A 25,463-nucleotide genomic window follows, 5' to 3' on the forward strand; every position below is an offset into this window, starting at 1 on the left:
CATGCTCAACTATCATAGAAACTTACCCCAAAAAAACTCTAACGCTTCGTAAGCATCCTCATCGTCATAGGCCTGAACCAGAAACTCAAGCACCTGCGCAACCGCCGCCTGCTTCGCGTCATCCATACATTTTATCTTATAAAGATCATCATCTCTGGCATACATCAGCAGCCTTGATGGCAGTTCCTTGGAAATTACATCACCTTCATCATATTGCTCACATGCGATAAAAAGGTAAGCTGGCAAATAATACCTCATCCCGACGGGGGCCATAAATGACAAACATGCAGATGCATCTCCAACATATTCATCTACCAATATATCTAGCGTAACATCCCACCAATTCCGACCCTTGAAAAAATCCCTGATCTGAAGGGGCTCAGGATAAGAAGACGCTACAATCTGAGAGGCCTCCGGCGGCGCTGTACACTTAAAAGCGAGTTTTATTTGTTCTCGAATTCTGCGCCGTTCCATTTTCATGGAATCTTCTTCTCGCATAGCGCTACACTCTCCCACGCTTTGATTGCTTCATCTCGGTGCTGTTTATCCCCAACAGCGAAATATCGATTATTTACAGCATTACGAGCTAACGCACACTCCAGATTCACCTCACGCTGAATTGAAGCTTGCACAGGATCGGTAACTCCCTTGCAAGTACGACGCCCGCTTTACAGGCCCTGTCAATATCTCGCACCCTGCTTACCGTATTTATCTATAATTAATTTTAAAATCACACCCATGGCTCTGCCCCCATATTGTCAACGCAAGAATAACGATACCTATAGCTGCCCCCCCATAGGCCGCAGTCAGCAGGAGGATGGACAGCTTCCTGCTCTCAAACTTAAAAACCTTGCCCCACACCTCTAACATACCTGAGAACGTATTCATGTTGATGCCATTTTTCTTACTGTACGCGCTTGCATACAACACAGCAGAAACCAACAAAACCCAACAAATAACAAACAAAAAAATCCGAACGAACTGTATTACGCCGCACATAACCTACTACCTAAAAAACGTAACACCTGGGCCGGCAGGAGCTTTAACTTCAGGGCCACCCCTATAAACATAAATCTCGGACTGGTTGAGGGTTGCCTAAAACAACCCTGAATCAACGCCATTCCTACTCCCACACCTACGTTGACTCCTTTGCATCAGGATCAGAAAACTCCAAACCACATGATGGCTTCCGGTCCATATGCTTAACGCATTGATCTGTCATTGATTGGAAAAATGCACCCCTGGCTCTGCCCCCACAAAGTTAACACGAGAATAATGACTGCTACGCACAGCCCCCCAAAGGCGGCTGTCAGCATCAATATCGACAGTTTTTTGTTTTCAAACCTAAAGACCATGCCCCACATTTCAAAAAGGCCTGAAAAGGTATTCATATTGATACCTTTTTTCTTGCAACAATGATTGGCATAAATGACGGATGCCGCCACAAACACCCCACCGAGGACAAATAAAAAAATACGGAAGAACTGCAATACATCACACATAAACCACCTAGAACAATGGAATTGAAACAGCGGGGCTGGCAGGCGTCTTGATCTCAGGCCCCACTCCTGCCCCGAAACCTACATACAGTTCTGGCCACGTCGAGGTCTGCGTGACATCAATCTGGATGATACCTAGCGCTACCCCAACTCCCGCCGCCGCCGGCAACGACTTCGAGTCAGGATCAGAGAATTTGAAACCGCAACTAGCAGTCGCACGAGCACCTACACTCATAACGGGTATAGCCACCTGCCCCGCCGCACCGGTTTTTTCGTTTGCACTCATACCGAACGAGACGCCCGTGCCTACCGCAGCAGTAGCAGAAGCCCTACACTCCCCAGTCATAATAGGTTTGGCCCGCGGCGGCGCCATCGCCCGGGAAACCTCATCCGGTGTCGCACCATTCTGCAACATCCAACTTCCCAGTGAAGCGCGCTCCGCGACGCCGGGCATGTTCAGGTCGAACAGCCCCAACGGGTCAGCCCGCATAACAGGCTTGTTGCTCACATAGCTGTACACGTTCAACCCACCCAGCATCCCGATCGGGTCTCTCGACACATAGCGCGCCATGCGGGGTTCGTAGTAACGGAATCGGTTGTAATGCAGCCCCGTTTCAGGGTCGTGGTATTGCCCCTGAAAACGAATCGGATTGCCCACGCCATGCTGCGCGGCCCACGACGAGCGCTCTTCACGAACCTCACCCCACACCTTGTACTGCCCCGTCCAGGCAACATTGCCGTTGTGGTCGGTGATCTCCATTGGCGTGCCCAGGTGGTCGCAGTGGTACCAGGCAATGACGTCGAACGCTGGCGCAGTGGGCAGTGCCTGCCAGAGCGGGTCCTGGTCGATGTCGTATTGACGGCCCTGCCAGTCGGGTTGCCTGAGCAGGCGTATCGAGCGCTTGTGCAACGCTTGAGCCACCGGCACGAAGCGACCCGGTTCGTAGAGGTAGTGAACGGTACGGCCTGTGTCGCCCTCGTCGAGGGGCAATGCGCTTTCCCAGGCCAGGGTTTCGCCGTCCCATCCGTACAGCGTGGAACCGCAGTGCAGCTCGCGCTGACGCTTGCTGCGCTGCATTGCATTCCAGCCGGTGCCGGCCTCGGGCTTGTCCTTGTAATGGGCGACGGCATGCTTGTGTAACCGCCGACCAAGGGCGTCATAGCTGTATTCCACACTGAGCCTGTCGTCGCTGTAGCGCACCAGGCGATTGAACAAGTCCCAGCTGAAGTGGGCAGGCACACCGTTGTGCAAGCGTTGCACAAGGTTACCGCGCTCGTCATACGTGTAGTGGTTGCCCGCGTATTCGCGCAGCACGTTGTCCATCACCTTGTGGGAGCTGGCATCGTTATCCAGCGGGCGATGCAGTTGCCGCGCCTTGTCCGTCAGGTTGCCGGCCGGGTCGAAGGCAAAGGTTTCTTCACCCAGGCGGCTGTTGGCCTGCAGCAGGCGGCCTAGCGGATCGTACTGGTAGGCCAGGTGACCACGACGGGTATCGAGGATGTCTGTCAGTTGACCGGTCGGGTCGTATTGATACTCGCGCTTGCACAGAATGGATTGGCCGTCATGACTGGTGAGCAACTGTTCTTGCGGACGCCCTAGCGCGTCCCATACCTGCGTTTGCGTCAGTTTGTTGCCCTGATGGCGGGCGACTTCGCGATGCAGATCGTCGCGCTCATAAGCCAGTATTTCGTGCTGGTCAAGTCGCATGCCCAAGAGATGGCCGCTGCCGTAAGTCAGCCAGCTGACCTTGTGGCCATCCGGGCGCGTGGTGGCGATTCGCTGGTTGAGTGCGTCGTACTCGTGCAGCCACACCGCTACCATCGGCGTACCCGTTGCCAGGTAATGCTGGTGCTCACGGGTCAGGTTGCCCGCGTCGTCATAGAACCATTGCAGTGTGCTGGAGTCGTTGATCGCCTGCAGCACCTTGCCATTGCCGTCGTAGGCAAAGCGCTCTGTTTGGCGCTGATCGCCAAGGTGCGCTGTGCGCTCGATCAACCGGCCCATGCGGTCGTGGTGCAAATCGATGCGGCGCTGCCCCACCTGGCTGCTCGCCAGGCGCCCAGTGCAGGGGTCGTACCGATAACGGACGGTCACACCATCGAAGCCGGTTTCTGCCACTCGACGTCCCATGGGATCGTACTGGTAAAACGCGCACTGCTCGTTCTGGTTCTCCAGGCTGAGCAACCGCCCCAGCCTGTCCCACTGGTAGCGCAACGTGTGCTCCTTCGCATCCACCCGTTCAGCCAACAGACCGGCAGCCGTATAGGACCAGGTAGTACAGCGATCCAGCGCATCCAGGTGCGCGAGCAAGCGCCCTTCGGCATCACGCTCGAAGCGCTCTTCGGTTTTGTCTGGATGAATCACCTTGGCCAACTGCCCCGCCTTGTATTCGTACTGCGTCTTGTCGCCCGCCGCATTCGCGGTTTCCACCAGTTGCCCGAATTCGTTGTAGTGCCACTGGCTGGTCTTGCCCGAACAGTCGGTGTATTCGAGCATCTGCCCAGCCTCGTTGTACCCGAGTTTCTTCTCGTTGCCGTGAGCATCCTTGATTGCCTTGACCTGGCCTGTGGCGGTGTAGGCAAACTCGGTCTTGTTGCCCAGCGGGTCGACCGTCTCTACCAGGTTGCCGCGCTCGTCGTAGTCCCGTCGCCACAGCCCACCTTCAGCATCCCGAACCTTGATCAGCTGATCATCGTCGCTGTACGCGTAATGCACCACGCTATGGTCGGCACGAATGTGTTGCAGCCGGTTGCTTCGCTCGTCGTAGGCAAAACGATCCTGGCTGCCGTCGGCATGAAGGTGGCGAATCAGGTTCTTGCGCTGGTCGCGAAACAGCCACTCCGAGCGCCCATCCGGGTACTCGATACGATAGGTGTAGCCCTGCGCATCGTAATAGTGACGGGTCTGCTGGCCATACGCGTCAGTCACCGTTGTCAGGCGAATGTGTTCATCCCAAGTGAGACGAGTCTCGAAGCTGCCGTCGTCTGCCCATTCGTGCACGGCCCTGGCGCGAGGGCCGCTGCCGTCCCAGCGCAAGTTGAGACCACGACCGGTACGGTCGGTATAGCGCGTGATCAGGTGGTGCTGGTACGCGTACTGCCAGGCAGCGCCATGCTCGTCCTGGGCGCTTACCAGGTCGCCAAGCCGATCGTGGTGATAAGCGCAGAGCTGGCGCAGCGGCTTGCCATCGACCACCTGCCAGAGCCCCTGGATACGGCCATGCCCGTCAAGCATGGTGCCGAGTTGCAGGTGTACCTTGGCAGGGTCATTCTCCTGGTAGGTGTTGATGTCCGAGAGTACCGGGCGCCCCTGATGACGGTGCTCGTAATGCAGCGTGGCTCCTGCGCCACTGCGCAGCACGATATGCGTGAGGAGGAAGCGCTCCCCTGCCCGCTCATAGGTTTCCTTGCGCCCCAGCCCGCGCATGAGAATCAGCTGACTGTCGGTGGTGCGTACCAGGGCGTTGTACTCCACCGGGTCATAGTGCGACATACCGATCTTGGGCAGCGGGTAGGCATGGCTGCGGCCATCCACGTCGTGGAACAGCACGCCGTCATCCAGCACATCGATGCACGTGGTGAACTCGGTGATCCAGCGTGCGCCCAGGCTGGCGCTGTCGAGGGCATCGAGGCGCGAATGATAGGTACGCGTCCACACGATCGGAAACGGCCCCGGCAGGCTGAAGTCGGTGTGCTGAAGCGTCTCGCTACCCGAGGCGAAGTTGATGCGGTTGCACGTGCTGGTGGGCGCGCCATTCTTGCACTGGTTGGCCTCCAGGCTCGCCGGGCTCTGCATCTTCTGCGTTTCGACCTTACCGTCGGCAGCCTGGTGCTGGGCCGTGCTGATGGCTGCGGTCTTGACGTTGGCCACCACAACCTGGGGGTTGCGCGTGCGCCATTGCTCTACGCTGCTGGCCAGCTTCATGCGCAGGCCTTCAATGGAGCAAGGGCGGCCGGGATCGGAAAGTTCAAGGATTTCAGCACGCACCTGTGGCGCCAGTTCCCGCAGGCGCGCAATCTGCGCCAGTAGGCCAGCTTTGCCCTCGTCCCCCAGTGCAACGCTGACAGCAGCACTGGTCATGCCTTTGCCGGCCGCCTTGTAGGCATCAAAGGCTGCCCGGAGATAGTTGTCGATGCTCGCCGTCGGGTCGTGGACAAGCCGGCTTCCAGCTGGCGCCGAGACCGGGCTGGCCACACCCACAGCAGTGCCGGCAACCAAAGCACCGAGGCCTGAGGCGATGTCGAGAATGATCTGTTCGCCCAGGATTGCTGCCTGGGCCAACGCCTCCTTGAGATTGCCCTGGGACTGCTCGACGAAGTCATCCAGGCTACCGACGATGTCAGCATTCAAGTGGCCCGCCATCAGCTCCATCAGCGCATCACCCAGCGCCCGCTTGCCCTCCTGGCGCACGATGAACAGCATCGGGCGCAAGGCCATGCGTGCTGCGGTCATGCTCGCAGGGGAAGCCACCAGACCGATCAGGTTGAGCCCGAAGCTCGCGCAATCAAAGGGCTCAGGTACGTTGCTGCGCGCCAGCGCGACAACATCCCCCAGCGCGTCGACCAAGGCAATGATATTGCCTGCCATGGGCACACTGCCGGCGACACCGCTGATGCGCTCAAGGGTGGCAAAACTGGCACTGACCTCACGTAGCCAGGCATCGAAGACCACGGCGCCACGACCAACGTCCTCTATCTGGATTTCGCGAAGCGGGGTGATGGCTACCTGCGAGGCGCGGGAGTGGTCGTCGCAAGCGTAGGTATGTTCAGTCATGAGATCAGTTCACCTGGCAGCAAATCGGTAACAGTGTTCAGGCTGTGAGCCTTGAGTTCAGCCAGCTTGGGTACTGGCAACCTTGGCAGGCCGGCCAGGCCCGCCGCACTCAGCGCCGCCGAGGCGGCAGGCAGCGTAGAACCGACTGCACTGGAAGCGCTGACCCGCTGTGCCAGCCCACCCATGCCGCCCTGCATTGCGCCCCGCATCTGCTGCATGCCTTGGAGCGCGCTTTGGCCGGTGTTGAGCAAGTCACTGCCGGCCTTTGCTGCATGCATGCCCTTGCCGGCGAGTTGCTTGGCCTCTTCGATCAGGCTGCCGCCAGGATCAGGCTTGAGCTTGTCGAGCATCGCACCGAGCATCGACGGCGTGCCCTCTTCGAAGGCCGACAGGCTCGGCCAGGGCAGGCCCTTGGTAAAACTGCCAAGGCTCCAGGTGTTGACCGTATCGAGACCAAACCTGACCCACGCCGGCCCCGGCGCAACCCCCGACACGGCATTGAACCCCTGGCCATCGAGGCTGCCCTCGAGCACCGTGCCCAGCGCATCGGTCACTTCGTAATCGCCGGCCTGGATGCCCTTGGCATTGGCGTACAGGTTGAACAGCTCCAGGCTGCCCTTGCCCGGCTTGGGCGGCTCGGGGAAGGTCCCGGCCAGGCTCTTGGGCCCCACATGGGCGAAGTTCGCCGCGTGCGCGGTGTACGGCCCGGTGGTCACGTGGGTGATGCCACTGGCGTTGTAGGTGGTGGCACTGCCGCCACCCTGCACCACCAGTTCGGTCTTGGCGGTGAGGGTGATGCGGTCGGCATTGGCAGTGATGTCGAGCTTGGCCAGCAGGTTGATGCTGTTCTTCAGGGCACGGAAGTCGATATCTCCTGATACGGCGATCAGCCGCCAGCCCATGTTCTGCACGAACAACCGCATGCCCTGGCTGGCACTGGCCAGCAGCCGCTTGCCGATCGACAGGCTCGTATGCCCGGTGCTGCTCAACGCCAGGTGTTCACCGGTCGCGACATGCGTCGAGCGCGGCGTGGTCAGGGCGATGCCCGCCGGGCTGGCCAGCACCAGGTGCGGTTCGCTGAACTCGGGAAACTCGTTGGCGCTCTGGTTGGTCGGGCCGCTGCCGATCATCCGCCACGTGCACCCCGACGGTAGCCAGGACCGCTACAGCTTTGATGAGCGCAGCAACCTGCTGCAGCACATCCGTCCCGACCACAGCACGCTGCACTACGCCTACGACGACCATGACCAGCTGATTAAGATCCGCGATGCCGAGGGTGGCCTTTGGCTGCGCGACTACGACGAGCGCGGCAACCTGGTAGAGACGGTCGACCCGCTGGGCAACAAGACCGAATTTGCCTACACCCCAAGCGGCCTGGTAAGTGCGATCAAGGACGCCAACGGCAACCAGAAGGCGCTGGCCTACAACGACGCCGGGCAACTACTCGAGTACGTCGACTGCTCCGGCAAGACCAGCCAGTGGGCCTACAACGACTTCGGCCAGCTGGTGCAGTTCGCCGACGCAGCGGGCAACAAGACCGCCTATGAGTACAAGGCCGGGCAACTGTCCAGGGTCACCCACCCCGACAACACCGAAGAGCGCTTCGAACGTGATGCCGAGGGCCGTCTGCTGGCGTACCTCGACGCGCTCGACCGCTGCACCACCTGGACCTATTCCGGCGCCGGGCTTCTGGCCGAGCGCGTCGACGCCAACGAGCACACCCTGCGCTACCGCTGGGACAAACTGGGCCGGCTGATTGGCCTGGAAAACGAAAACACCAGCCAGGCGAGCTTCGTGTACGACCCGGTCGGTCGCCTGTTGCAGGAGACCGGCTTCGATGGCCTGACCACCCGCTATCAATACGACCCGTACAGCGGTCGCCTGGCCTCGACCCAGGTCGGCCAGCGCCGCATCGACCTGCGTTTCGACCCCATGGGTCGGCTGGCCGAGCGTACCGCCAGGCTGGGTGATCAGTCCCAGACCGAGCGCTTTGCCTATGACGGCAACGGCAGGCTGATCCAGGCGATCAACGCGGCAAGCCAGCTGCAGTGGTTCCATGACGAGGCGGGCAATCTGACCCGCGAGCATCAGCATTACCTGGGGTTGCAGCAGCCGATGGTGGCGGTGTGGACGCACAAGTACGACGTGCTCAACCAGCGCATCGCGACCGTGCGCCCCGATGGCCATACGGTCAGCTGGCTGACCTACGGCAGCGGCCACCTGCTGGGCATGAAGCTCGACCAGCACGACATGCTCAGCTACGAGCGCGATGACCTGCACCGTGAAGTGGCGCGCCGTCAGGGCAACAAGCTGATGCAGACCCAGGCCTGGGACCCGGCCGGACGGCTGCAGGAGCAACTGCTAGGCAGCCACGACGGCAAGTCCACGTTGCTCAAGCGTCAGTACCAGTACGATGGCGCCGGGCAACTCACCGACATTCACGACAGCCGACGTGGTCAGTTGGCCTACCAGTACGACCCTGTCGGTCGCCTGTTGCAGGCCACCAGTCGCCTGGGGGTGGAGACATTCGCGTTTGACCCGGCCGGTAACCTGCTGGACGAGAAGACGCAGCAGCTCAACCGCCCTCTGGACCAGGCCCCCAAACGCAACAGGTTGATGGACAACCTGCTGCGCGAATACGCCGGCACCCATTACACCTACGACGTGCGCGGCAACCTCGCCGAACGGCTGCACAACGGCGTGCGTGCGCAGTTCACCTGGGACCTGTTCGACCGGCTGCAGAGCTACAGCGACGACAAACTCAAGGTCGAGTACAGCTATGACGCCCTCGGCCGGCGATTGCACAAACACTCGGTTGCGCATTACTCGAACAAGCCGCAGGCCGGCACGGGCTGGAATCAACTTGAACGGGCCAAGCGCCAGCGTGAGCTGGACTGTGGCTTCACGCTGTTTGGCTGGGACGGCGACACGCTGGCGTGGGAAAGCTCCCCGCCGCGTGATGAAGGCGATACGGGCCGTACGGTGCATTACCTGTATGAGCCGGGCAGCTTTGTGCCGGTGGCCCAGGCCCTGCGCAGGGGGCCGGTGCGGCTGCACAAGCAGCCGGACTGGAGCCAGCGCAGTTACGACTTCGACCAGGACCCGCTGTGGCAAACGCACATGCCGCCGCAGGCGTTTGATGCGCTTGCGTGGTACCAGTGCGATCACCTGGGCACGCCAATGGAACTGACTGACCACCATGGGGCGGTGGCGTGGGCGGGGCAGTACAAGGCGTGGGGGGAGGTGCGTGAGGAGCGGTCGGTTTGGGCAAGGCAGGTAGGGCTGAGTAACCCGCTACGGTTTCAGGGGCAGTATCACGACCGGGAGACTGGGCTGCATTACAACCGGTATCGGTACTATGATCCGGGGGTTGGGCGGTTCGTTAGCAAGGACCCGATTAGTTATGCGGGTGGGTTGAATCTCCACTTATACGCACCAAATCCTATCGAATGGGTTGATCCACTCGGGCTGGAGAAAGTCGTTGCAGCTAAGAGTCGTGTGCAAGCCTTGAGGCTAGCACAACAGCATGCTCAAGTTCCGAGAGTAGGTCGAGGAGGCGAAGACATTACTACTCAGCAACTTAGAGTTGAGAGCAGAGGTAAGAATTATGCATGCCTGTGCGCTAGAGACAGTACGCTAGGGCGGGAGGAAATAGGCGGTCAGGCGCAAGTTTTTGATCATCCAGACGGACATCCTCATTTGGTAGGTGAAGGATTCCCTGCTCACCATGACGGGCCGCATGTGCACGCGAAAAACAAGAAGGGTGAAGGCATAATATTTACTTATCCGGGGTTGCTGAAATGATTGAAGTATTGATTCATAGGTCGAAATTTGAATATTTCAAAAAAGGAGCTGATGGGTTTATCTCGTCTTTGCCAGCAAGTGATGACGATGATTTTTCTGCTGTGATGGTTCGCGATCTAAATGGTACGCTAGGGTTCAATGCAAACCCGATTTCACAAAATATTTTGGATGATCTGCTAGGAGAATGCTACTGCTTGCGCGGCTCTGGCAGTATTAATCATCCAAGAGCATTCCCCAAGGGGCGCATGCCGAATTTTTTCTTTAAAGATAAAGGCGGTGCATTTGCTAGGATGGTTGCTATGCATGAGCGTTATGTTCTAGATATGAAAAAGTATAGTATTATTTCCCGGCATAGATGCATTAAAAAACCTGAACCTTCTGAGCTATCTCACTTCTTGCAAAATGAAAGCAGGATTGAAAGCCCGTTGTATGAAAGTCTGTTGTCTTCTTGCGAGTATTTTGGGATTTCTCAACGTGCTCAAGAACACGGTTGGGGAGCATTTGATTTGATTTCCAGGGACATGGATGGTTTCTTGACTAAGTTAGAAAGCTTAGTAGGCGATGAAGGACGCCTAGTGTTCATCGAAAAGATGCGAGAGATGCCCTGTTGGTAGGGTGGCCAGCGTTGTGATGACCTGCGTTTTGACCCCATGGGGCGGCTGGCGAGCGTACCGCCAGCCAGGGTAACCAGTCGCAGACCGAGCGCTTTGTCTATGCCGGCAATGGCAATCTGATCCAGACGCTCAATGCGGCGAGCAAGCTTTAGTGGTTCCATGACGAGGTGGGCAATCCACCGCGCATTACTGGATTTCAGGGGCAGTATCACGACCGGGAGACCGGGCTGCATTACAACCGGTATCGGTACTATGATCCTGGGGTGAGGCGGTTCGTTAGCAACGACCCCATTAGTTATGCGGGTGGGCTGAATCTGCACCAGTACGCGCCAAAACCTGTGGGTTGGGTAGACCCATTGGGGTTGGAAGGTTGTGAAAAGGCATGTAAGTCTCGAAACAAACCGCCGCCGCCAATGGAAGCAGCAGAAGGAAGGCCGCACTCAATTATTGAGCGTCCGGGTGTTGATGGTCAGTACACGACACACTATGGGGATGGTACGTGGAAGGAGCACCGTGGGTCGGGCAAAGATCACGGAAATATTGCTAGGCCGAACATAAAAGAAGCGACGAAAAATACTAGGCCAGACGGTCGTGTATTCATAGACAAAGGGCGCGTGCGCCATCCAGTACCAGACGAATATCCCAAAGGTGAATAACGTGGATAGTATTAAATCATTTGATTACTCTTCTTTTGTGGATGCCAATAAGGATCACGCTGTAACCGGTATTGATTATGTAAGGGCAATTTATGTGAACCACGAGTTGGCGTCGGACTTCATTGTTTGGTTTGCAAGATTTTTATGGCCAAGTTTCAATATTTTGAATGATAAGGTTTTTGTTACTGAGCTGTTCGATCCTGAGATGTTTGAGCGTCACTTGAGTTTGAGCAAAAATCTTGAGGAGGCTCAGTTCTGGATGAACCTGCTAGAGATAACGGGAGTTTTTGATGAGCTTCCTACGAAGCAAGCCATGGAAGTTGCCCTAATAATTTCTGAAAGCTGGAACTCTAAAATATTTAAAGAATTTGGTGCGGAGTATGCAGTAGCGCGACGTATATATGATGAAGAGGCTGGAGAGGTCTTCGTTACTATCGGCTCTCGATTCTGATTGTTAGGTAGATATTGACTGTCTTTGTGTGACTTTACTCGCAGTATATGAGTGGAGGGAGGATAGCGTATCCTCTAAATGCTCATGTTCAAACGTTAAGTAGCATGTGGGTTGTTGTTTTTATTGAGCTATCATGGCGGAGGCAGTATGAAAAACATAAGGCAATCAATATGTGAGGCTGTGGGCAAAGGATCTCGAAAAACGCTTTTAAATCTTGCTGCTGAATTTGAAATGGCAGAGTTAATGTCGAGTGATATTTCAGATGAAGCTTTTGAGTTTATCCTAGACTTGTTGTCCAACGAAGAGCTATTCAATCGGCCTGGAATGAGTGCGTTCCTAGTGAACATATCATTCGATATGAATAAGTTTTCATTGACTCAAAAGGCGCAAATGCTTAGTGCTGTGCAATTGAACTACTCACGATACTCTGATTTGGAGTTTTGCTGGGTGCTGTGTGACATCGTAGCTCGGAATTATGAACGCTCTGTTGCACTAAAAGCATTTGGAGATTTGGTTAATGATGTAACTTCTGAAGGCAGAAAAGGTATCGCGTTGGGTCTTGATGCGATAGCAAAACAATCCAAGCGAGACTCTAATACAATGAATGAAATTGAAAAAATATCAAAAAATCTAAGTCAAAGGTAGGTTTAGAGCTGACTCTATTGAGTGGTTATGTGGCGGTAAACCTCTTTAGGCGCCACGCTATAGGTGCAGTGCCGCAGCAGTTCAGCAAACTATGGTTGTTATAGCTACTTGCAGGCAACGATCGAACTGGGCGAAATATATTTATCTGATTAATCCGATACGGATTCAGAGGCAGCATCACGATCGTGAGGCGAAGCGGCACCAAAACCGGTACGGGTACTATGATCCGGGGGCGGTTTATTGGGCAGCATCCGATCGGGTTTTCAGGTGGATTGAACGTGTTCGAATACGCATCCAGACCAAGAAATTGGCTCGCCGGTAACCCTTGACGAACTGCCTCCACGCAGGTCCCTAGCTCCGCATCGACTCTGCGTTCGACAGCATGGGTCATTTGGCCGAGCTTACGGCCAACCTGAGTGGCCAGTCGCAAACCTATCGCTCTGCCTACGACCGCAACGGTATCGGCAAGCTAACCCAAGCGATCACCGCAGCGAACAAGCCGCATAGCTTCACCCTACAACATCCTCTCCAACCCCACCGCCTTGCTCACCCACGCATTGAACCGTCGCCACAGTCCACCTGGCTCTGTCGTCAACGTGTGCAACTGCCCATTGTCCTCGGTCACCCACACCAGCTTGCCGTCGACCAGCCGCGGCTCGTAGCTCAGCGCCGGCGCCATGCCCTGCAGTGCCAGGTCGCGCGTGTACTCGGCCAGTTGCGGGCTGTCCACCAGCACGCCGACCTCGGTGTTCCACAGCACCGAGCGGGGGTCGAAGTTGAACGAGCCGATGAAGGTCTTCTGCCGATCGAACACGATCGCCTTGCTGTGCAGGCTCGAGTCCGATGCACTGCCGAAGTGATGGATACGCCCGCTGCTGGGGTCGCCGGGCTGGCGGCGCAGTTCGTACAGTTTTACCCCGTGTTCCAGCAGCGCCTTGCGGTACGGCGCATAGCCGCCGTGTACCGCCGGCACGTCGGTGGCCTCCAGCGAGTTGGTCAGCAGGCTTACCGACACCCCGGCGTCGGCATGGCTGGTCAGGTACAGCAGGCCGGTCTCGCCAGGTACGAAGTAGGCCGATACCAGGATCAGCTCATGGTGCACGTCGTTCAGGTCGGGCGCCAACTGCTGGGTCAGCAGCAACCGCGGGTCTGGCTCGGCCTGGGCCAGCACCTTGCTTGGCGCATCCCACAGCGCCTGGTTGTGTGCCCAGATCAACTCGTTGCGCCAGGAATCCAGGCGCGGGTGGGTCTTGTAGGCCATCAGGCGGTCGTACAGTGCCTTGCGCTTTACCCTGGCCTCGCTGAGCGAAGCCTCCAGGCGCTCGCGGCTCACACGCAGGTCGTCGGCGTTCGGGGTGCTGAACATGAAGTCTCCAATGGGTCGGCTCAGGGCACTGTTCCAGTACTGGTCGAAGCTGTGCCCCAGCTGTTCGGCCACCGGCCCCACGCCCAGCATGTCGATGTCGGTGAAGTTCAGGTTGGGCTCGGCGTCGAAGTACTCGTCACCCAGGTTGCGCCCGCCGACGATGGCCATGCTGTTGTCCACCAGCCACAGCTTGTTGTGCATGCGCCGGTGCTGCAGCGACAGGTTGAACAGCCTGCCCAGGGCACGGGTCACGCCGGTGCTGCGCCCCAGGTGCAGCGGGTTGAACACGCGAATCTGCACCTTCGGGTGCGCCGCCAGGGTGGCGATGACCTCGTCCAGGCCGTCGCTGGTGGTGTCGTCGAGCAGGATGCGCACGCGCACGCCACGGTCGGCAGCCTGCAGCAGTTCGTGCAGCAGCGCGCGCGTGCTGAGCCCGTCATGCACGATGTAGTACTGCAGGTCGATGCTGCTCTGGGCGTTACGGATCAGCTCGGCGCGGGCGTGGAACGCCTCGGTGCTGTTGGGCAGCAGGCGAAAGCCGGACCGCCCCTCATGAGCGCTGGCCTGGCGCTGCACCGAACGGCCAAAGGCCGAGTCGCTGGCGGGCAGGGCCTGGGTCACGGTACGGGGCGTGCTGGAGGTGGCGCACCCGGCAAGGGTGAGCGCCAGCATCAGTAACAGCGCGAAGGCCCTGGGTTTGGTCAAAGGGGCATGTCCTTGAGCAGGAAGGCAGTTGGGGGTTGGACCACGCGGGGCGGCGCAACGTTACCCGCCGCGCTCATCCTCGGCCAGTAGACGAATGGCGGTTTCGCCGACCTTGCGCACGGCCGCTTCGATTTCGGCAGTGGCGCGGGCGGCAAAGTTCATGCGCAGGCAGTTGCGGAACTTGCCCGACGCCGAAAAGATGCTGCCCACCGCAATCTGCACACCTTGCTCTAGTAAAGCCCGGTTCAGGCGCAAGGTGTCGAAACTTTCCGGCAGTTCCACCCACAGCACGAAGCCGCCCTGGGGCCGGCTGGCGCGGGTGCCGGCGGGGAAGTAGCGGCTCACCCAGTCGATCATCTGATCGCGGGCGCGCTGGTACTGGCCGCGCACACGGCGCAGGTGCGGCTGGTAGTGGCCGCCCTCGATGAAGTCGGCAATCGCCAGCTGCGGCTGGGTAGCGGTGTAGCCGGTGCTGATGTACTTCATGTGAATCACCCGCTCCAGGTAGCGCCCCGGCGCCACCCAGCCCACCCGCAGGCCGGGTGCAAGGGTCTTGGAGAACGAGCTGCACAGCAGCACGCGGCCGTCGTCGTCGAACGACTTGATGGTGCGTGGGCGCGGGTAGGTGTAGGCCAGGTCGCCATACACGTCGTCCTCCAGGATCGCCACGTCGAAGCGCTGGGCCAGGGTCAGCAGGGCGCGTTTGCGCGCCTCGGGCATGATGTAGCCCAATGGATTGTTGCAGCTGGGAGTCAGCTGGATCAGCTTGATCGGCCACTGTTCCAGGGCCAGCTCCAGGGCTTCGAGGCTGATGCCGGTGAGCGGGTCGGTGGGGATCTCCAACGCTTTCATGCCCAGGCCCTTGAGGGTCTGCATGGCGCCGTGAAAGCTCGGTGATTCGACCGCGACGATGTCGCCCGGCTGGCACACCGCGCGCACGCTGATCGACAGGGCTTCCTGGCAGCCGGTGGTGATCACCAGGTCTGCCGTGCTCAGGCTGCAGCCCGAATCGAGCATCAGCCGCGCCACCTGCTCGCGCAGGGCTTCGGTGCCGGCGACGGTGTCGTAGTACAGGCCGGGCATGTCCTGGCGCCGGCTCAGCTGCGCCAGGCTGCGCAGCAACGGCTTGAGGGTGGGGGTGCCGACATCGGGCATGCCGCGGCCCAGTTGCACCACGTCCTTGCGCGGCACGCTGCGCACCAGCTCGAACACCTGGTCCCATTGCGAGATATCCACAGGGCGCTGGGCCGGGCGGCTGACGTCGGGCAGGGCGGGTAGTGGGCGATGGTCGGGCACGAAATAGCCGGACTTGGGCCGGGGCGCCGCCAGCCCGTGATCTTCCAGCACCCGATACGCCTGCTGCACGGTACTCAGGCTCACGCCATGCTCGACGCTCAGGGCCCGCACCGACGGCAGGCGGTCGCCGGGGCGGTAGAGGCCCTGCTCGATGCGTGCGCCAATCAGCTCGGCGAGGTTGACGTAGAGGGTCATGGCGTACTCCTGGGCGGGCAAGCGGCTGGCAACCGGTACAGATTGGGCAAAAATACAGCATTCAGCGCCGTTATCGACAGATCTGTATGGAAATAAAACCTGGCGGTTGAATCTGTAATGCCTTGCAGCACCCGCGCATCATGGCTGCACGGTTACCCACCCTGGAGGAATGAAGCGATGAACGGCGCGAGCGATGCAGGCCTGCCACTGTGCACCAAAGGCGAGGTGGCGCGACATGAGGCGCCAGCCAGCCCGAGTCGCTGGGCTGTGATGATGCGGCGGTGGCGTTCACGCCATGCACTGCTGCAGCTCGATGCCGAGCAGCTGCGCGATATCGGCCTGACCCGAGACCAGGCCGTGAAGGAAGGTCTCAGGCCGTTCTGGAGACCCTAGGCCAGTGCCTTGAGGCGGTGCCACAGCATGCCCAGCGCCAACAGCGGCGAGCGCAGGTGCTTGCCGCCAGGGAAGGTGATGTGCGGCACCTGGGCGAACAGGTCGAAGCGCCCGCTCTGCTGGCCGCTGATCGCCTCGCCCAGCAGCCGCCCGGCCAGGTGCGTGGCGTTGAGCCCGTGGCCGGCATAGGCCTGGGCGTAGTAAACGTTGGGCCGGTCGCGCAGGCGGCCGATCTGCGGCAGGCGGTTGGCGCCGATGCCGATCATGCCGCCCCACTGGTATTCGATGCGGGTGTCGGCCAGTTGCGGGAACACCTTGAGCATCTTGGGCCGCATGTAGGCGCCGATGTCCTGCGGATCGCGCCCCGAATAGTGGCAGGCGCCACCGAACAGCAGGCGCCGGTCGGCCGAGAGCCGATAGTAGTCCACGGTCACCTGCTGGTCGCACACCGCCATGTTCTGCGGCAGCAACTCGTTGGCCAGGGCTTCGCTCAGCGGTTCGGTGGCGATGATGTAGCTGCCGGCCGGCAGCACCTTGCCACTGAGCTCGCGGTCCAGGTCGTTGATATAGGCATTGCAGCACAGCACCAGCGTGTTCGCCCGCACCGAGCCCTTGGCGGTATGCACATGCACCTGCGGGCCGTGCTCGATGCGGGTGACACGGGAATGCTCGAACACCTGCACGCCCAGCTGGCGCGCGGCCTCGGCCTCGCCCAGCGCCAGGTTCAGCGGGTGCAGGTGCCCCGAGCCCATGTCCACCAGGCCGCCGGCGTAGCGACGCGAGCCGACCACCGTGTGCATCTGATCGGGCTGCACCAGGCGCAGCTCATGGGTGTAGCCCAGCCCGCGCAGTTCGTCGATCTCTTCGCTGAAGCCCTCGAATTCCCGTGGCTTGTTGGCCAGGTCGCAGTAGCCCCAGGTCAGGTCGCAGTCGATGGCATGGCGTTCGATACGCTGGCGCACGATGTCCACTGCTTCCAGGCCCATCAGTTTGAGGCTGCGCACTCCCTCGCTGCCGATCACCGGGGTGAATTGGTCCAGGCCGTGTCCGACCCCGCGAATCAGCTGCCCGCCATTGCGTCCACTGGCGCCCCAACCGATCTTGTGCGCTTCGAGCAGCACCACGCTCAGGCCGCGTTCGGCCAGTTCGATGGCGGTATTGAGGCCCGAAAAGCCGCCGCCCACCACGCACACATCACAGTTCAGCTCGCCTTGCAGGGGCGGGTACGCCGGTTGCCCGGCGCTGTGGGCAGCGTAGTAGGAAGTGGTATGCACGTTTGAAGGATCCTGGTAGGGGCTGTGTGGAAAATTTGACACAGCATAGGCGGTGCTTTGATCGGCAGGCAACCGTGGGGCAAAATGGCGCTTCAGCCTTTCCCGCCACGAGTCTGCCATGAGTTGCAACAGTCACAAGATCCGCTTCCTGCGTGAGCAGATCCCGTCGTTCGCCTGCGTGCCGGGCTGCCACGATTGCTGCGGCCCGGTGACCACCTCCAGCGAGGAAATGGCGCGCCTGCCACGCAAGAGCGCGGCCGAGCAACAGGCCGCGCTGGATGAGCTCAACTGTGTGCACCTGGGCCCCGAGGGCTGCACGGTGTACGAGGAGCGGCCGCTGATCTGCCGCCTGTTCGGCACTACCCCGCGGCTGCCGTGCCCCAATGGTCGCGGCCCTGCCGAGATGATCGACCCGCAGGCCGAGCGCCTGGTGCACCAGTACATCGCCAGCACCCGCCAGGTGCTGGTGTAAGGCTCAGTCCGGGATCGGCAGGTTGAGGCTTTCCTTCACCTCTTCCATCACGATGTAGCTCTTGGATTCGCGCACGTGCGGCAGCTTGAGCAGGATGTCGCCCAGCAGCTTGCGGTACGAGGCCATCTCCGAGATGCGCGCCTTCACCAGGTAGTCGAAATCTCCCGATACCAGGTGGCATTCCAATACGTGGGGCAGCTTGAGCACCGCGCGGCGAAACTCTTCGAAAGTGTCCCCCGACTTGTAGTCCAGGCTGATCTCGACGAACACCAGCAGGCTGCCCTTGAGGTGCTGCGGGTTGAGCCGGGCGTTGTAGCCCATGATGATGCCTTCGCGCTCCAGACGCCGGACCCGCTCGGTGCACGGGGTGGTCGACAGGCCGACCTTCTCGCCCAGTTCGGTGAACGAGATGCGCCCGTCGGTCTGCAGGATGCGCAGGATGTTGCGGTCGATCTTGTCCAGTTCACGTTTGCTTTGATGCTGGGTTCTCATAGTGGATGCCCCTCCGTAAAAGCCGACCCTGCCGAGAATTCTCGCCAAATATAGGCTTTTATATAGTGAAAAGCACTGCCTCTACCTTCCTATACTGCGCCCATCCATGCCTTAAACAACAAATGTGTGCGGTACGCCGCCTCGAGGGATAACAACATGCGCGTTCTGGTACTTGGTAGCGGCGTCATCGGGACCGCCAGTGCCTACTATCTGGCTCGTCAGGGGTTTGAAGTGGTGGTGGTCGATCGCCAGCCGGCGGTGGCCATGGAAACCAGCTTCGCCAACGCTGGCCAGGTATCGCCGGGTTATGCCTCGCCCTGGGCTGCACCCGGTGTGCCGCTCAAGGCCATCAAGTGGCTGCTCGAGCGCCACGCCCCGCTGGCCATCAAGGCCACCGCCGACATCGACCAGTACCTGTGGATGGCGCAGATGCTGCGCAACTGCACGGCCAACCGCTATGCGGTGAACAAGGAGCGCATGGTGCGCCTGTCCGAGTACAGCCGCGACTGCCTCGACGAGCTGCGTGCCGAAACCGGCATTGCCTACGAAGGCCGCACCCTGGGCACTACCCAGCTGTTCCGCACCCAGGCGCAACTGGACAACGCGGCCAAGGATATCGCCGTGCTGGAACAGTCCGGTGTGCCCTACGAGCTGCTCGACCGCGACGGCATTGCCCGCGTGGAGCCTGCCCTGGCCAATGTCACCGACATCCTCGCCGGTGCCCTGCGCCTGCCCAACGACCAGACCGGCGACTGCCAGCTGTTCACCACGCGCCTGGCCGAAATGGCGCGCGACCTGGGCGTGGAATTCCGCTTCGGGCAGAACATCGAGCGCCTCGATCACGCGGGCGACCGGGTCAACGGCGTATGGATCGACGGCAAGCTGGAAACCGCCGATCGCTACGTGCTGGCCCTGGGCAGCTACTCGCCGCAACTGCTCAAGCCGCTGGGCATCAAGGCCCCGGTGTACCCGCTCAAGGGCTACTCGCTGACCGTGCCGATCACCGACCCGGCCATGGCCCCGACCTCGACGATTCTCGACGAGACCTACAAGGTCGCGATCACCCGCTTCGACAACCGCATCCGCGTCGGCGGCATGGCCGAGATCGCCGGTTTCGACCTGTCGCTCAACCCGCGTCGGCGCGAAACGCTGGAGATGATTGTCAACGACCTTTATCCTCGCGGCGGCGACCTGAGCCAGGCCAGCTTCTGGACCGGCCTGCGCCCGACCACCCCCGACGGCACGCCGATCGTGGGCGCCACGGCGTTTCGCAACCTGTTCCTGAACACCGGCCACGGCACCCTCGGCTGGACCATGGCGTGCGGTTCGGGTCGCCTGCTGGCCGACCTGATGGCGCGCAAGAAGCCGCAGATCAGCGCCGAAGGCCTCGACATTTCCCGCTACAGCAACAGTCAGGAGACTGCAAAGCATGTCAATCCAGCGCCAGCTCACCAATGAGCGCATGAGCCAGATCGTTACCCACAACGGCACCGTCTACCTGTCGGGCCAGGTGGGTAATGACCTGAACGGCGACGTCGGCCAGCAGACCCGCGAGGTGCTGGCCAACATCGAGCGGCTGCTGGACCTGGCCGGTACCGACAAGAGCCGCGTGCTGTCGGCGACCATCTACCTCAGCGACATCGACACCCAGTTCCAGGCCATGAACACGGTGTGGGACCAGTGGCTGGCCAAAGGCAATGCCCCGGCCCGCGCCACCGTTCAGGCCCGGCTGTGCAATCCGCAGATGCTGGTCGAGATCTCGATCGTCGCCGCCCTGCCGTAATCCGTTTCCCAACTCACCCGACTGCCAGAAGGCTGCCGTCATGCGTCCCGCCCGTGCCCTGATCGATCTTCAAGCGCTGCGCCACAACTATCAACTCGCCCGCGAACTGACCGGCGCCAAGGCGCTGGCCGTGATCAAGGCCGACGCCTACGGGCACGGCGCGGTGCGCTGCGCCCAGGCGCTGGAGGGCGAGGCCGACGGGTTCGCCGTGGCCTGCATCGAAGAGGCGCTGGAGCTGCGTGCTGCCGGCATCAAGGCCCCGGTGCTGCTGCTCGAGGGCATTTTCGAAGCCAGCGAGCTGCCCCTGATTGCCGAGCAGGACCTGTGGTGCGTGGTGCATTCGCTGTGGCAGCTCGAAGCCATCGAACAGGCCGGCCTGACCCGCCCGATCACCGTGTGGCTCAAGCTCGACACCGGCATGCACCGCGTCGGCCTGCACCCCAAGGACTACCACGGCGCCTACCAGCGTCTGCTGGCCAGCGGCAAGGTGGCGCGCATCGTGCTGATGAGCCACTTCGCCCGTGCCGACGAACTCGACAGCACGGCCAGCAGCGAGCAGGTGGCGGTGTTCGAAGCCGCGCGCCAGGGCCTGAGTGCCGAGGTCAGCCTGCGCAACTCGCCGGCGGTGCTGGGTTGGCCGCAGGTGCCCAGCGACTGGGTGCGTCCGGGCATCATGCTGTATGGCGCCACGCCCTTCGAGGTGCCGCAGGCCCAGGCTCAGCGCCTGCAGCCGGTGATGACCCTGGAATCCAAAGTGATCTGCGTGCGCGAACTGCCGGCCGGAGAACCGGTGGGCTACGGCGCGAAATTCATCAGCCCGCGCCCCACCCGCGTGGGCGTGGTCGCCATGGGCTACGCCGACGGCTACCCGCGCCTGGCACCCACCGGTACCCCGGTGCTGGTGGCCGGCAAGCGCAGCCAGCTGATTGGCCGCGTGTCGATGGACATGCTGTGCATCGACCTCACCGATGTGCCCGAGGCCGGGCTGGGCAGCCCGGTGGAGTTGTGGGGCAAGCATGTGCTGGCCAGCGACGTGGCGATCCAGGCGGGCACCATCCCGTATCAGATCTTCTGCAACCTGCGTCGGGTGCCGATGGTGTACAGCGGCAATTGAGGCGCCAAAGCGGACGGGCTGCGGGTCGAAGTGTTGTAAATACTGAACGCTGTTGCGATGATACCGTTCAATTTCGACCCCACGTGTTCGTTTAGGAGGGCCCAGGCCTTGGACGTCGGTGAACGACTGCAAGCCATTCGCAAGCTCAAAGGCCTGTCTCAACGCGAGCTGGCCAAGCGGGCGGGCGTGACCAACAGCACCATCTCGATGATCGAGAAGAACAGCGTGAGCCCTTCGATCAGCTCGCTGCGCAAGGTGCTGGGCGGTATTCCGATGTCGATGGTGGAGTTCTTTTCCGAAGAGCTGCAGCCCGAGAACCCGACCCAGATCGTGTACAAGGCCAACGAACTGATCGATATATCCGACGGCGCAGTCACCATGAAGCTGGTCGGCAAGGCCCACGCCAGCCGCGCCATTGCCTTTCTAAACGAGATCTACCCGCCCGGTGCCGACACCGGCGAAGAGATGCTCACCCACGACGGCGAAGAGACCGGCATCCTGCTCGAAGGGCGTCTGGAGCTGGTGGTGGGGCTTGAAACCTTCATCCTCGAGGCGGGCGACAGCTACTATTTCGAGAGCACCAAGCCGCATCGATTCCGCAATCCCTACGATGAGCCGGCCCGGCTGATCAGTGCCGCCACCCCGGCCAACTTCTGAGCCCACGCGCGTCGCCAATGCGCGGCGGATTGTCGCGGCTAAACCCCTTTGGTCTTTAGGGTTGTTTCGGTGAGGCGGGGTTCCCGCTATACTTGCGCGGCCTGCGAAACCGTGGCCGCGGGCGTGACTAGCCACCATGAGGGTGTACGCGTGAATCTAATCAAGACAATGCTGGCCGTACCAGCAGCCGTAGTAGCCCTATGGGCCGTCAACGCCCAGGCTGTGACCAATGACGACATCGCCAAGCGGCTGGAGCCGGTCGGTCAGGTGTGTGTACAAGGGCAGGAATGCAAGGGCATGGAAGTGGCCGCCACTGCCGGCGGTGGCGGTGCCAAGACCCCGGATGAAGTCATCGCCAAGCACTGCAACGCGTGCCATGGCAGCGGTCTGCTGGGCGCACCGAAGATCGGCGATACCGCCGCCTGGAAAGAGCGCGCCGACCACCAGGGCGGCCTGGACGGCATCCTGGCCAAGGCCATCACCGGCATCAACGCCATGCCGCCAAAAGGCACCTGTGCCGACTGCTCGGATGACGACCTCAAGGCCGCCATCGAGAAGATGTCCGGCCTCAAGTAAGCCCGACGCTGCAGCTACAAGGCCCGCCACGTGCGGGCTTTGTCGTTTCTGACGCTGGCCATTGCAGCAAACGCGGGGCATGCTCGGTCCAACCCTGGAATCACGGATGCCTAGGAGGCCGAGATGGCGCACCGCTGTTCGATCGAGATCGCCGTGGACGAAGTGCTGGCGCGTTTGCCGGCGCACATCCACATGGGCCTGCCACTGGGCCTGGGCAAGCCCAACCGCTTCGTCAATGCGCTGTATGCACGGGTGCGTGAGCTGCCCGAGCGGCAACTGACCATCTACACCGCACTGAGCCTGGGCCGCCCGGACCTGGGTGACGGCCTGCAGCGGCGCTTTCTCGAACCCTTCGTGGAGCGCGTGTTCGCCGACTACCCCGAACTGGAATACCTGCAGGACCTGCGCCGCGACCGGTTGCCGGCCAACATCCGCGTCGAGCAGTTCTTCATGCAGCCGGGCAGCATGCTGCACAGCCACATGGCCCAGCAGGACTACGTCAGCAGCAACTACAGTCATGCGGCCCGCGACATCAATGCCAAGGGCCTGAACCTGGTGGCGCAGATCGTTGCCGCCCACCCCGAGCGCCCCGGGCACCTGAGCCTGAGCTGCAACCCCGACATCACCCTCGACCTGCTGCCGATGATCGCGCGCCGGCGTGCAGCCGGCGAAACCATCCTGATGCTGGGGCACGTGCACGACGAGCTGCCCTACATGCCGGGCGACAGCGAACTGGCGCAGGACGATTTCGACCTGTTGATCGACGCCCCGGAAACCACTCGGCTGTTCTCCACGCCGAACATGCCCGTCACCACCCAGGACCACTTCATCGGCGTGCACGCCAGCACCCTGGTGCGCGACGGCGGCACCCTGCAGATCGGCATCGGCGCCATGGGCGATGCGCTGGCCGCCGCGTTGCTGGCGCGCCAGGGGGACGCGCCGGAGTACCAGGCGCTGCTCGCCGACCTCGACCTGGCGCCCTGGCAGGTGCTGATCGAGCGTGAAGGCGGCACTGCGCCGTTTGCCCAGGGCCTGTATGGCTGCAGCGAGATGTTCGTGAACGGATTGCTCGCGCTGGCGGAGGCGGGCGTGGTGCGCCGGCCGGTGGCCGACGGGGTGCTGGTGCATGGCGGTTTCTTCCTCGGGCCGCAGGCGTTCTACCAGCGCCTGCGCGAGATGCCGCTGGCGCAGCGCAAATCCTTTGCCATGCACGCGATCAGCTTCATCAACGAGCTGTACGGTGACGAGGCCCTCAAGCGCGAACAGCGCCGCGATGCACGCTTCATCAACACGGTATTCACCATGACCCTGATGGGGGCGGGGGTGGCCGACCAGCTCGAGGACGGTCGCGTACTGAGCGGGGTGGGCGGGCAGTACAACTTCGTCGCCCAGGCCCATGCGCTGGAAGGCGGGCGTTCCATCCTGCTGCTGCGCAGCTGGCGCGAAGCCGGCGGGGAGGTCAGTTCCAACCTGCTGTGGACCTACGGGCACTGCACCATCCCGCGGCATCTGCGCGATATCGTGGTGACCGAGTACGGCATTGCCGACCTGCGCGGGCAGACCGACGCCGAGGTGATTGCGCGGTTGCTGGCGATCAGCGATTCGCGGTTCCAGCCCGGGCTGATGGAGCAGGCGAAAAAGGCCGGCAAGCTGGCGCAGGATTTCGAGCTGGATGCGCGCTTCACGCAGAACACGCCGCAGCGGCTGGAGGCATTGCGTGGGCGGCATGCACGGTTGTTTGCCGAGTATCCGCTGGGCAGCGATTTCACCGCTGAAGAGAAGGACCTGCTGCGCGCGCTGAACTGGCTCAAGAGCAAGTTCAAGTTGAGCGAGGCGCTGGAGCTGGGCAAGGCGGCACTGGATGCGCCGGGGCCGGAGCGGTATCCCGGGCATCTGCGGCGCATGGGCCTGAGCGAGCCGGACGGGCTGAAGGAGGACCTGTACCAGCGGTTGCTGCTGGCGGCTTTGCAAACTACCGCGTAGAACGCTTTCGCCGGCAAGGCCGGCTCCTGCAGGCGGTGGAGCACCTGTAGGAGCCAGCCTTGCTGGCGAAGCGGTCGGTAAGCCTTACTCGATAAAGCTGACCACACCACCGTCCAGCGACTTCACCCGGGCCAGCGACTCGACGCGATAGCCCTGGCTGTCCAGCTCGGCACGTCCGCCCTGGAACGACTTCTCGATCACGATGCCCAGCCCGGCCACGGTTGCGCCGGCCTGCTTGATGATCGAGATCAGCGCCTGCGACGCCTTGCCGTTGGCCAGGAAGTCGTCGATCACCAGCACGCGGTCGCTGCTGTTGAGGTGACGCGGCGAAATCGCCACGGTGTTCTCGGTCTGCTTGGTGAACGAGTACACCGAAGCCACCAGCAGGTTCTCGGTCAGGGTCAGCGACTGGTGCTTGCGGGCGAAGATCACCGGCACGCCCAGCTTCAAACCGGTCATCACCGCCGGGGCAATCCCCGAGGCCTCGATGGTGACGATCTTGGTCACGCCCGCATCGGCGAACAGACGGGCGAACTCGTCGCCAATCAGTTGCATCAGCGCAGGGTCGATCTGATGGTTGAGAAACGCATCGACTTTGAGAACCTGATCGGAAAGCACGATGCCTTCTTCGCGAATCTTCTGGTGCAGTGCTTCCACTGGTGTAATTCCTCGATGTAGCCAAAAGGCCCCGGCAACAAGCCAGGGCAAAGGTGG

The 25,463-nt window shown here is 61.1% G+C and carries 20 protein-coding genes and 2 pseudogenes; 13 read left to right on the plus strand and 9 right to left on the minus strand.

Annotated elements, in window-relative coordinates:
- Positions 1–12 precede the first annotated feature (12 nt).
- The 4 genes from CR917_RS27155 to CR917_RS18840 form a co-directional block, all read right to left on the minus strand.
- Positions 13–480, minus strand: a complete 468-nt coding sequence (locus tag CR917_RS27155) for a DUF6714 family protein (protein ID WP_146095029.1) — start codon at positions 478–480, stop codon at positions 13–15.
- A gap of 722 nt (positions 481–1,202) precedes the next feature.
- On the minus strand, positions 1,203–1,502 hold the full coding sequence (locus CR917_RS27160; protein ID WP_146095030.1) for a hypothetical protein: 300 nt from the start codon (positions 1,500–1,502) through the stop codon (positions 1,203–1,205).
- 7 nt (positions 1,503–1,509) lie between these two features.
- Positions 1,510–6,273, minus strand: a complete 4,764-nt coding sequence (locus CR917_RS18835; RefSeq protein ID WP_104572791.1) for an RHS repeat-associated core domain-containing protein — start codon at positions 6,271–6,273, stop codon at positions 1,510–1,512.
- On the minus strand, positions 6,270–7,403 hold the full coding sequence (locus CR917_RS18840; protein ID WP_104572792.1) for a DUF2345 domain-containing protein: 1,134 nt from the start codon (positions 7,401–7,403) through the stop codon (positions 6,270–6,272). The genes CR917_RS18835 and CR917_RS18840 overlap by 4 nt, the downstream gene beginning before the upstream one ends.
- Between CR917_RS18840 and CR917_RS18845 the strand changes: the two are divergent.
- The 5 genes and pseudogenes from CR917_RS18845 to CR917_RS27170 form a co-directional block, all read left to right on the plus strand.
- Positions 7,399–10,077, plus strand: a pseudogene (locus CR917_RS18845) (RHS repeat-associated core domain-containing protein); the annotation flags it as partial. The gene CR917_RS18840 and the pseudogene CR917_RS18845 sit on opposite strands and share 5 nt — an antisense overlap.
- Entirely contained in the window at positions 10,074–10,691 is a 618-nt protein-coding gene (locus CR917_RS27165) for a hypothetical protein (RefSeq protein WP_146095031.1), read from the plus strand. The pseudogene CR917_RS18845 and the gene CR917_RS27165, both read left to right, overlap by 4 nt.
- A gap of 167 nt (positions 10,692–10,858) precedes the next feature.
- Positions 10,859–11,060 (plus strand): annotated as a pseudogene (locus CR917_RS28190) (RHS repeat-associated core domain-containing protein); the annotation flags it as partial.
- Between the two features lie 288 nt (positions 11,061–11,348).
- Positions 11,349–11,798 (plus strand): hypothetical protein, encoded by a 450-nt coding sequence (locus tag CR917_RS18855; protein ID WP_104572794.1) that lies wholly within the window; start codon positions 11,349–11,351, stop codon positions 11,796–11,798.
- A 147-nt stretch (positions 11,799–11,945) separates the two neighbouring features.
- Positions 11,946–12,443, plus strand: a complete 498-nt coding sequence (locus CR917_RS27170; RefSeq protein WP_146095032.1) for a hypothetical protein — start codon at positions 11,946–11,948, stop codon at positions 12,441–12,443.
- A 514-nt stretch (positions 12,444–12,957) separates the two neighbouring features.
- Here the strand turns inward: CR917_RS27170 and CR917_RS18860 are convergent.
- Complete coding sequence (locus tag CR917_RS18860) at positions 12,958–14,481, minus strand: phospholipase D family protein (RefSeq protein ID WP_104573196.1); 1,524 nt, start codon at positions 14,479–14,481, stop codon at positions 12,958–12,960.
- 93 nt (positions 14,482–14,574) lie between these two features.
- Entirely contained in the window at positions 14,575–16,005 is a 1,431-nt protein-coding gene (locus tag CR917_RS18865; protein ID WP_104572795.1) for a PLP-dependent aminotransferase family protein, read from the minus strand.
- A 177-nt stretch (positions 16,006–16,182) separates the two neighbouring features.
- Here CR917_RS18865 and CR917_RS18870 point away from each other — a divergent pair, with 177 nt between their 5' ends.
- Complete coding sequence (locus CR917_RS18870; RefSeq protein WP_043863326.1) at positions 16,183–16,398, plus strand: DUF1127 domain-containing protein; 216 nt, start codon at positions 16,183–16,185, stop codon at positions 16,396–16,398.
- On the opposite strand, the gene CR917_RS18875 is transcribed toward CR917_RS18870, so the two are convergent.
- The gene (locus tag CR917_RS18875) at positions 16,395–17,672 is read right to left on the minus strand and encodes an FAD-binding oxidoreductase (protein WP_043863327.1); all 1,278 of its coding nucleotides are present in this window, start codon (positions 17,670–17,672) and stop codon (positions 16,395–16,397) included. The two genes, CR917_RS18870 and CR917_RS18875, sit on opposite strands and share 4 nt — an antisense overlap.
- A gap of 118 nt (positions 17,673–17,790) precedes the next feature.
- Between CR917_RS18875 and CR917_RS18880 the strand changes: the two genes are divergently transcribed.
- Complete coding sequence (locus CR917_RS18880; RefSeq protein WP_043863328.1) at positions 17,791–18,144, plus strand: YkgJ family cysteine cluster protein; 354 nt, start codon at positions 17,791–17,793, stop codon at positions 18,142–18,144.
- Between the two features lie 3 nt (positions 18,145–18,147).
- Here CR917_RS18880 and dadR read toward each other — a convergent pair whose 3' ends face one another.
- A complete protein-coding gene (gene dadR / locus CR917_RS18885; protein WP_042121505.1) occupies positions 18,148–18,636 on the minus strand; it encodes a transcriptional regulator DadR in 489 nt (162 codons plus the stop codon).
- A 156-nt stretch (positions 18,637–18,792) separates the two neighbouring features.
- Between dadR and dadA the strand changes: the two genes are divergently transcribed.
- The 6 genes from dadA to CR917_RS18915 all read left to right on the plus strand — a co-directional run bounded on the left by dadA (position 18,793) and on the right by CR917_RS18915 (position 24,749).
- Positions 18,793–20,094, plus strand: a complete 1,302-nt coding sequence (gene dadA, locus CR917_RS18890) for a D-amino acid dehydrogenase (RefSeq protein ID WP_043863329.1) — start codon at positions 18,793–18,795, stop codon at positions 20,092–20,094.
- Entirely contained in the window at positions 20,066–20,419 is a 354-nt protein-coding gene (locus CR917_RS18895; protein WP_043863330.1) for a RidA family protein, read from the plus strand. Before dadA ends, CR917_RS18895 begins: the two co-directional genes overlap by 29 nt.
- Positions 20,420–20,459: 40 nt before the next feature.
- Positions 20,460–21,533: an alanine racemase gene (gene alr, locus CR917_RS18900; RefSeq protein WP_088514602.1), complete on the plus strand. Its 1,074-nt coding sequence runs from the start codon at positions 20,460–20,462 to the stop codon at positions 21,531–21,533.
- Positions 21,534–21,641: 108 nt separating this feature from the next.
- Positions 21,642–22,190, plus strand: a complete 549-nt coding sequence (locus CR917_RS18905; RefSeq protein WP_043863332.1) for a cupin domain-containing protein — start codon at positions 21,642–21,644, stop codon at positions 22,188–22,190.
- Positions 22,191–22,358: 168 nt separating this feature from the next.
- Complete coding sequence (locus CR917_RS18910; RefSeq protein WP_043863333.1) at positions 22,359–22,766, plus strand: cytochrome c5 family protein; 408 nt, start codon at positions 22,359–22,361, stop codon at positions 22,764–22,766.
- Positions 22,767–22,889: 123 nt separating this feature from the next.
- Complete coding sequence (locus CR917_RS18915) at positions 22,890–24,749, plus strand: acetyl-CoA hydrolase/transferase C-terminal domain-containing protein (protein ID WP_100634195.1); 1,860 nt, start codon at positions 22,890–22,892, stop codon at positions 24,747–24,749.
- An 84-nt stretch (positions 24,750–24,833) separates the two neighbouring features.
- Here the strand turns inward: CR917_RS18915 and CR917_RS18920 are convergent, their stop codons facing one another.
- Entirely contained in the window at positions 24,834–25,406 is a 573-nt protein-coding gene (locus tag CR917_RS18920) for a xanthine phosphoribosyltransferase (protein ID WP_043863335.1), read from the minus strand.
- Positions 25,407–25,463: the final 57 nt, after the last annotated feature.

The sequence above is a fragment of the Pseudomonas sp. BRM28 genome (assembly GCF_002939405.1).
Lineage (GTDB): Bacteria > Pseudomonadota > Gammaproteobacteria > Pseudomonadales > Pseudomonadaceae > Aquipseudomonas > Aquipseudomonas palmensis.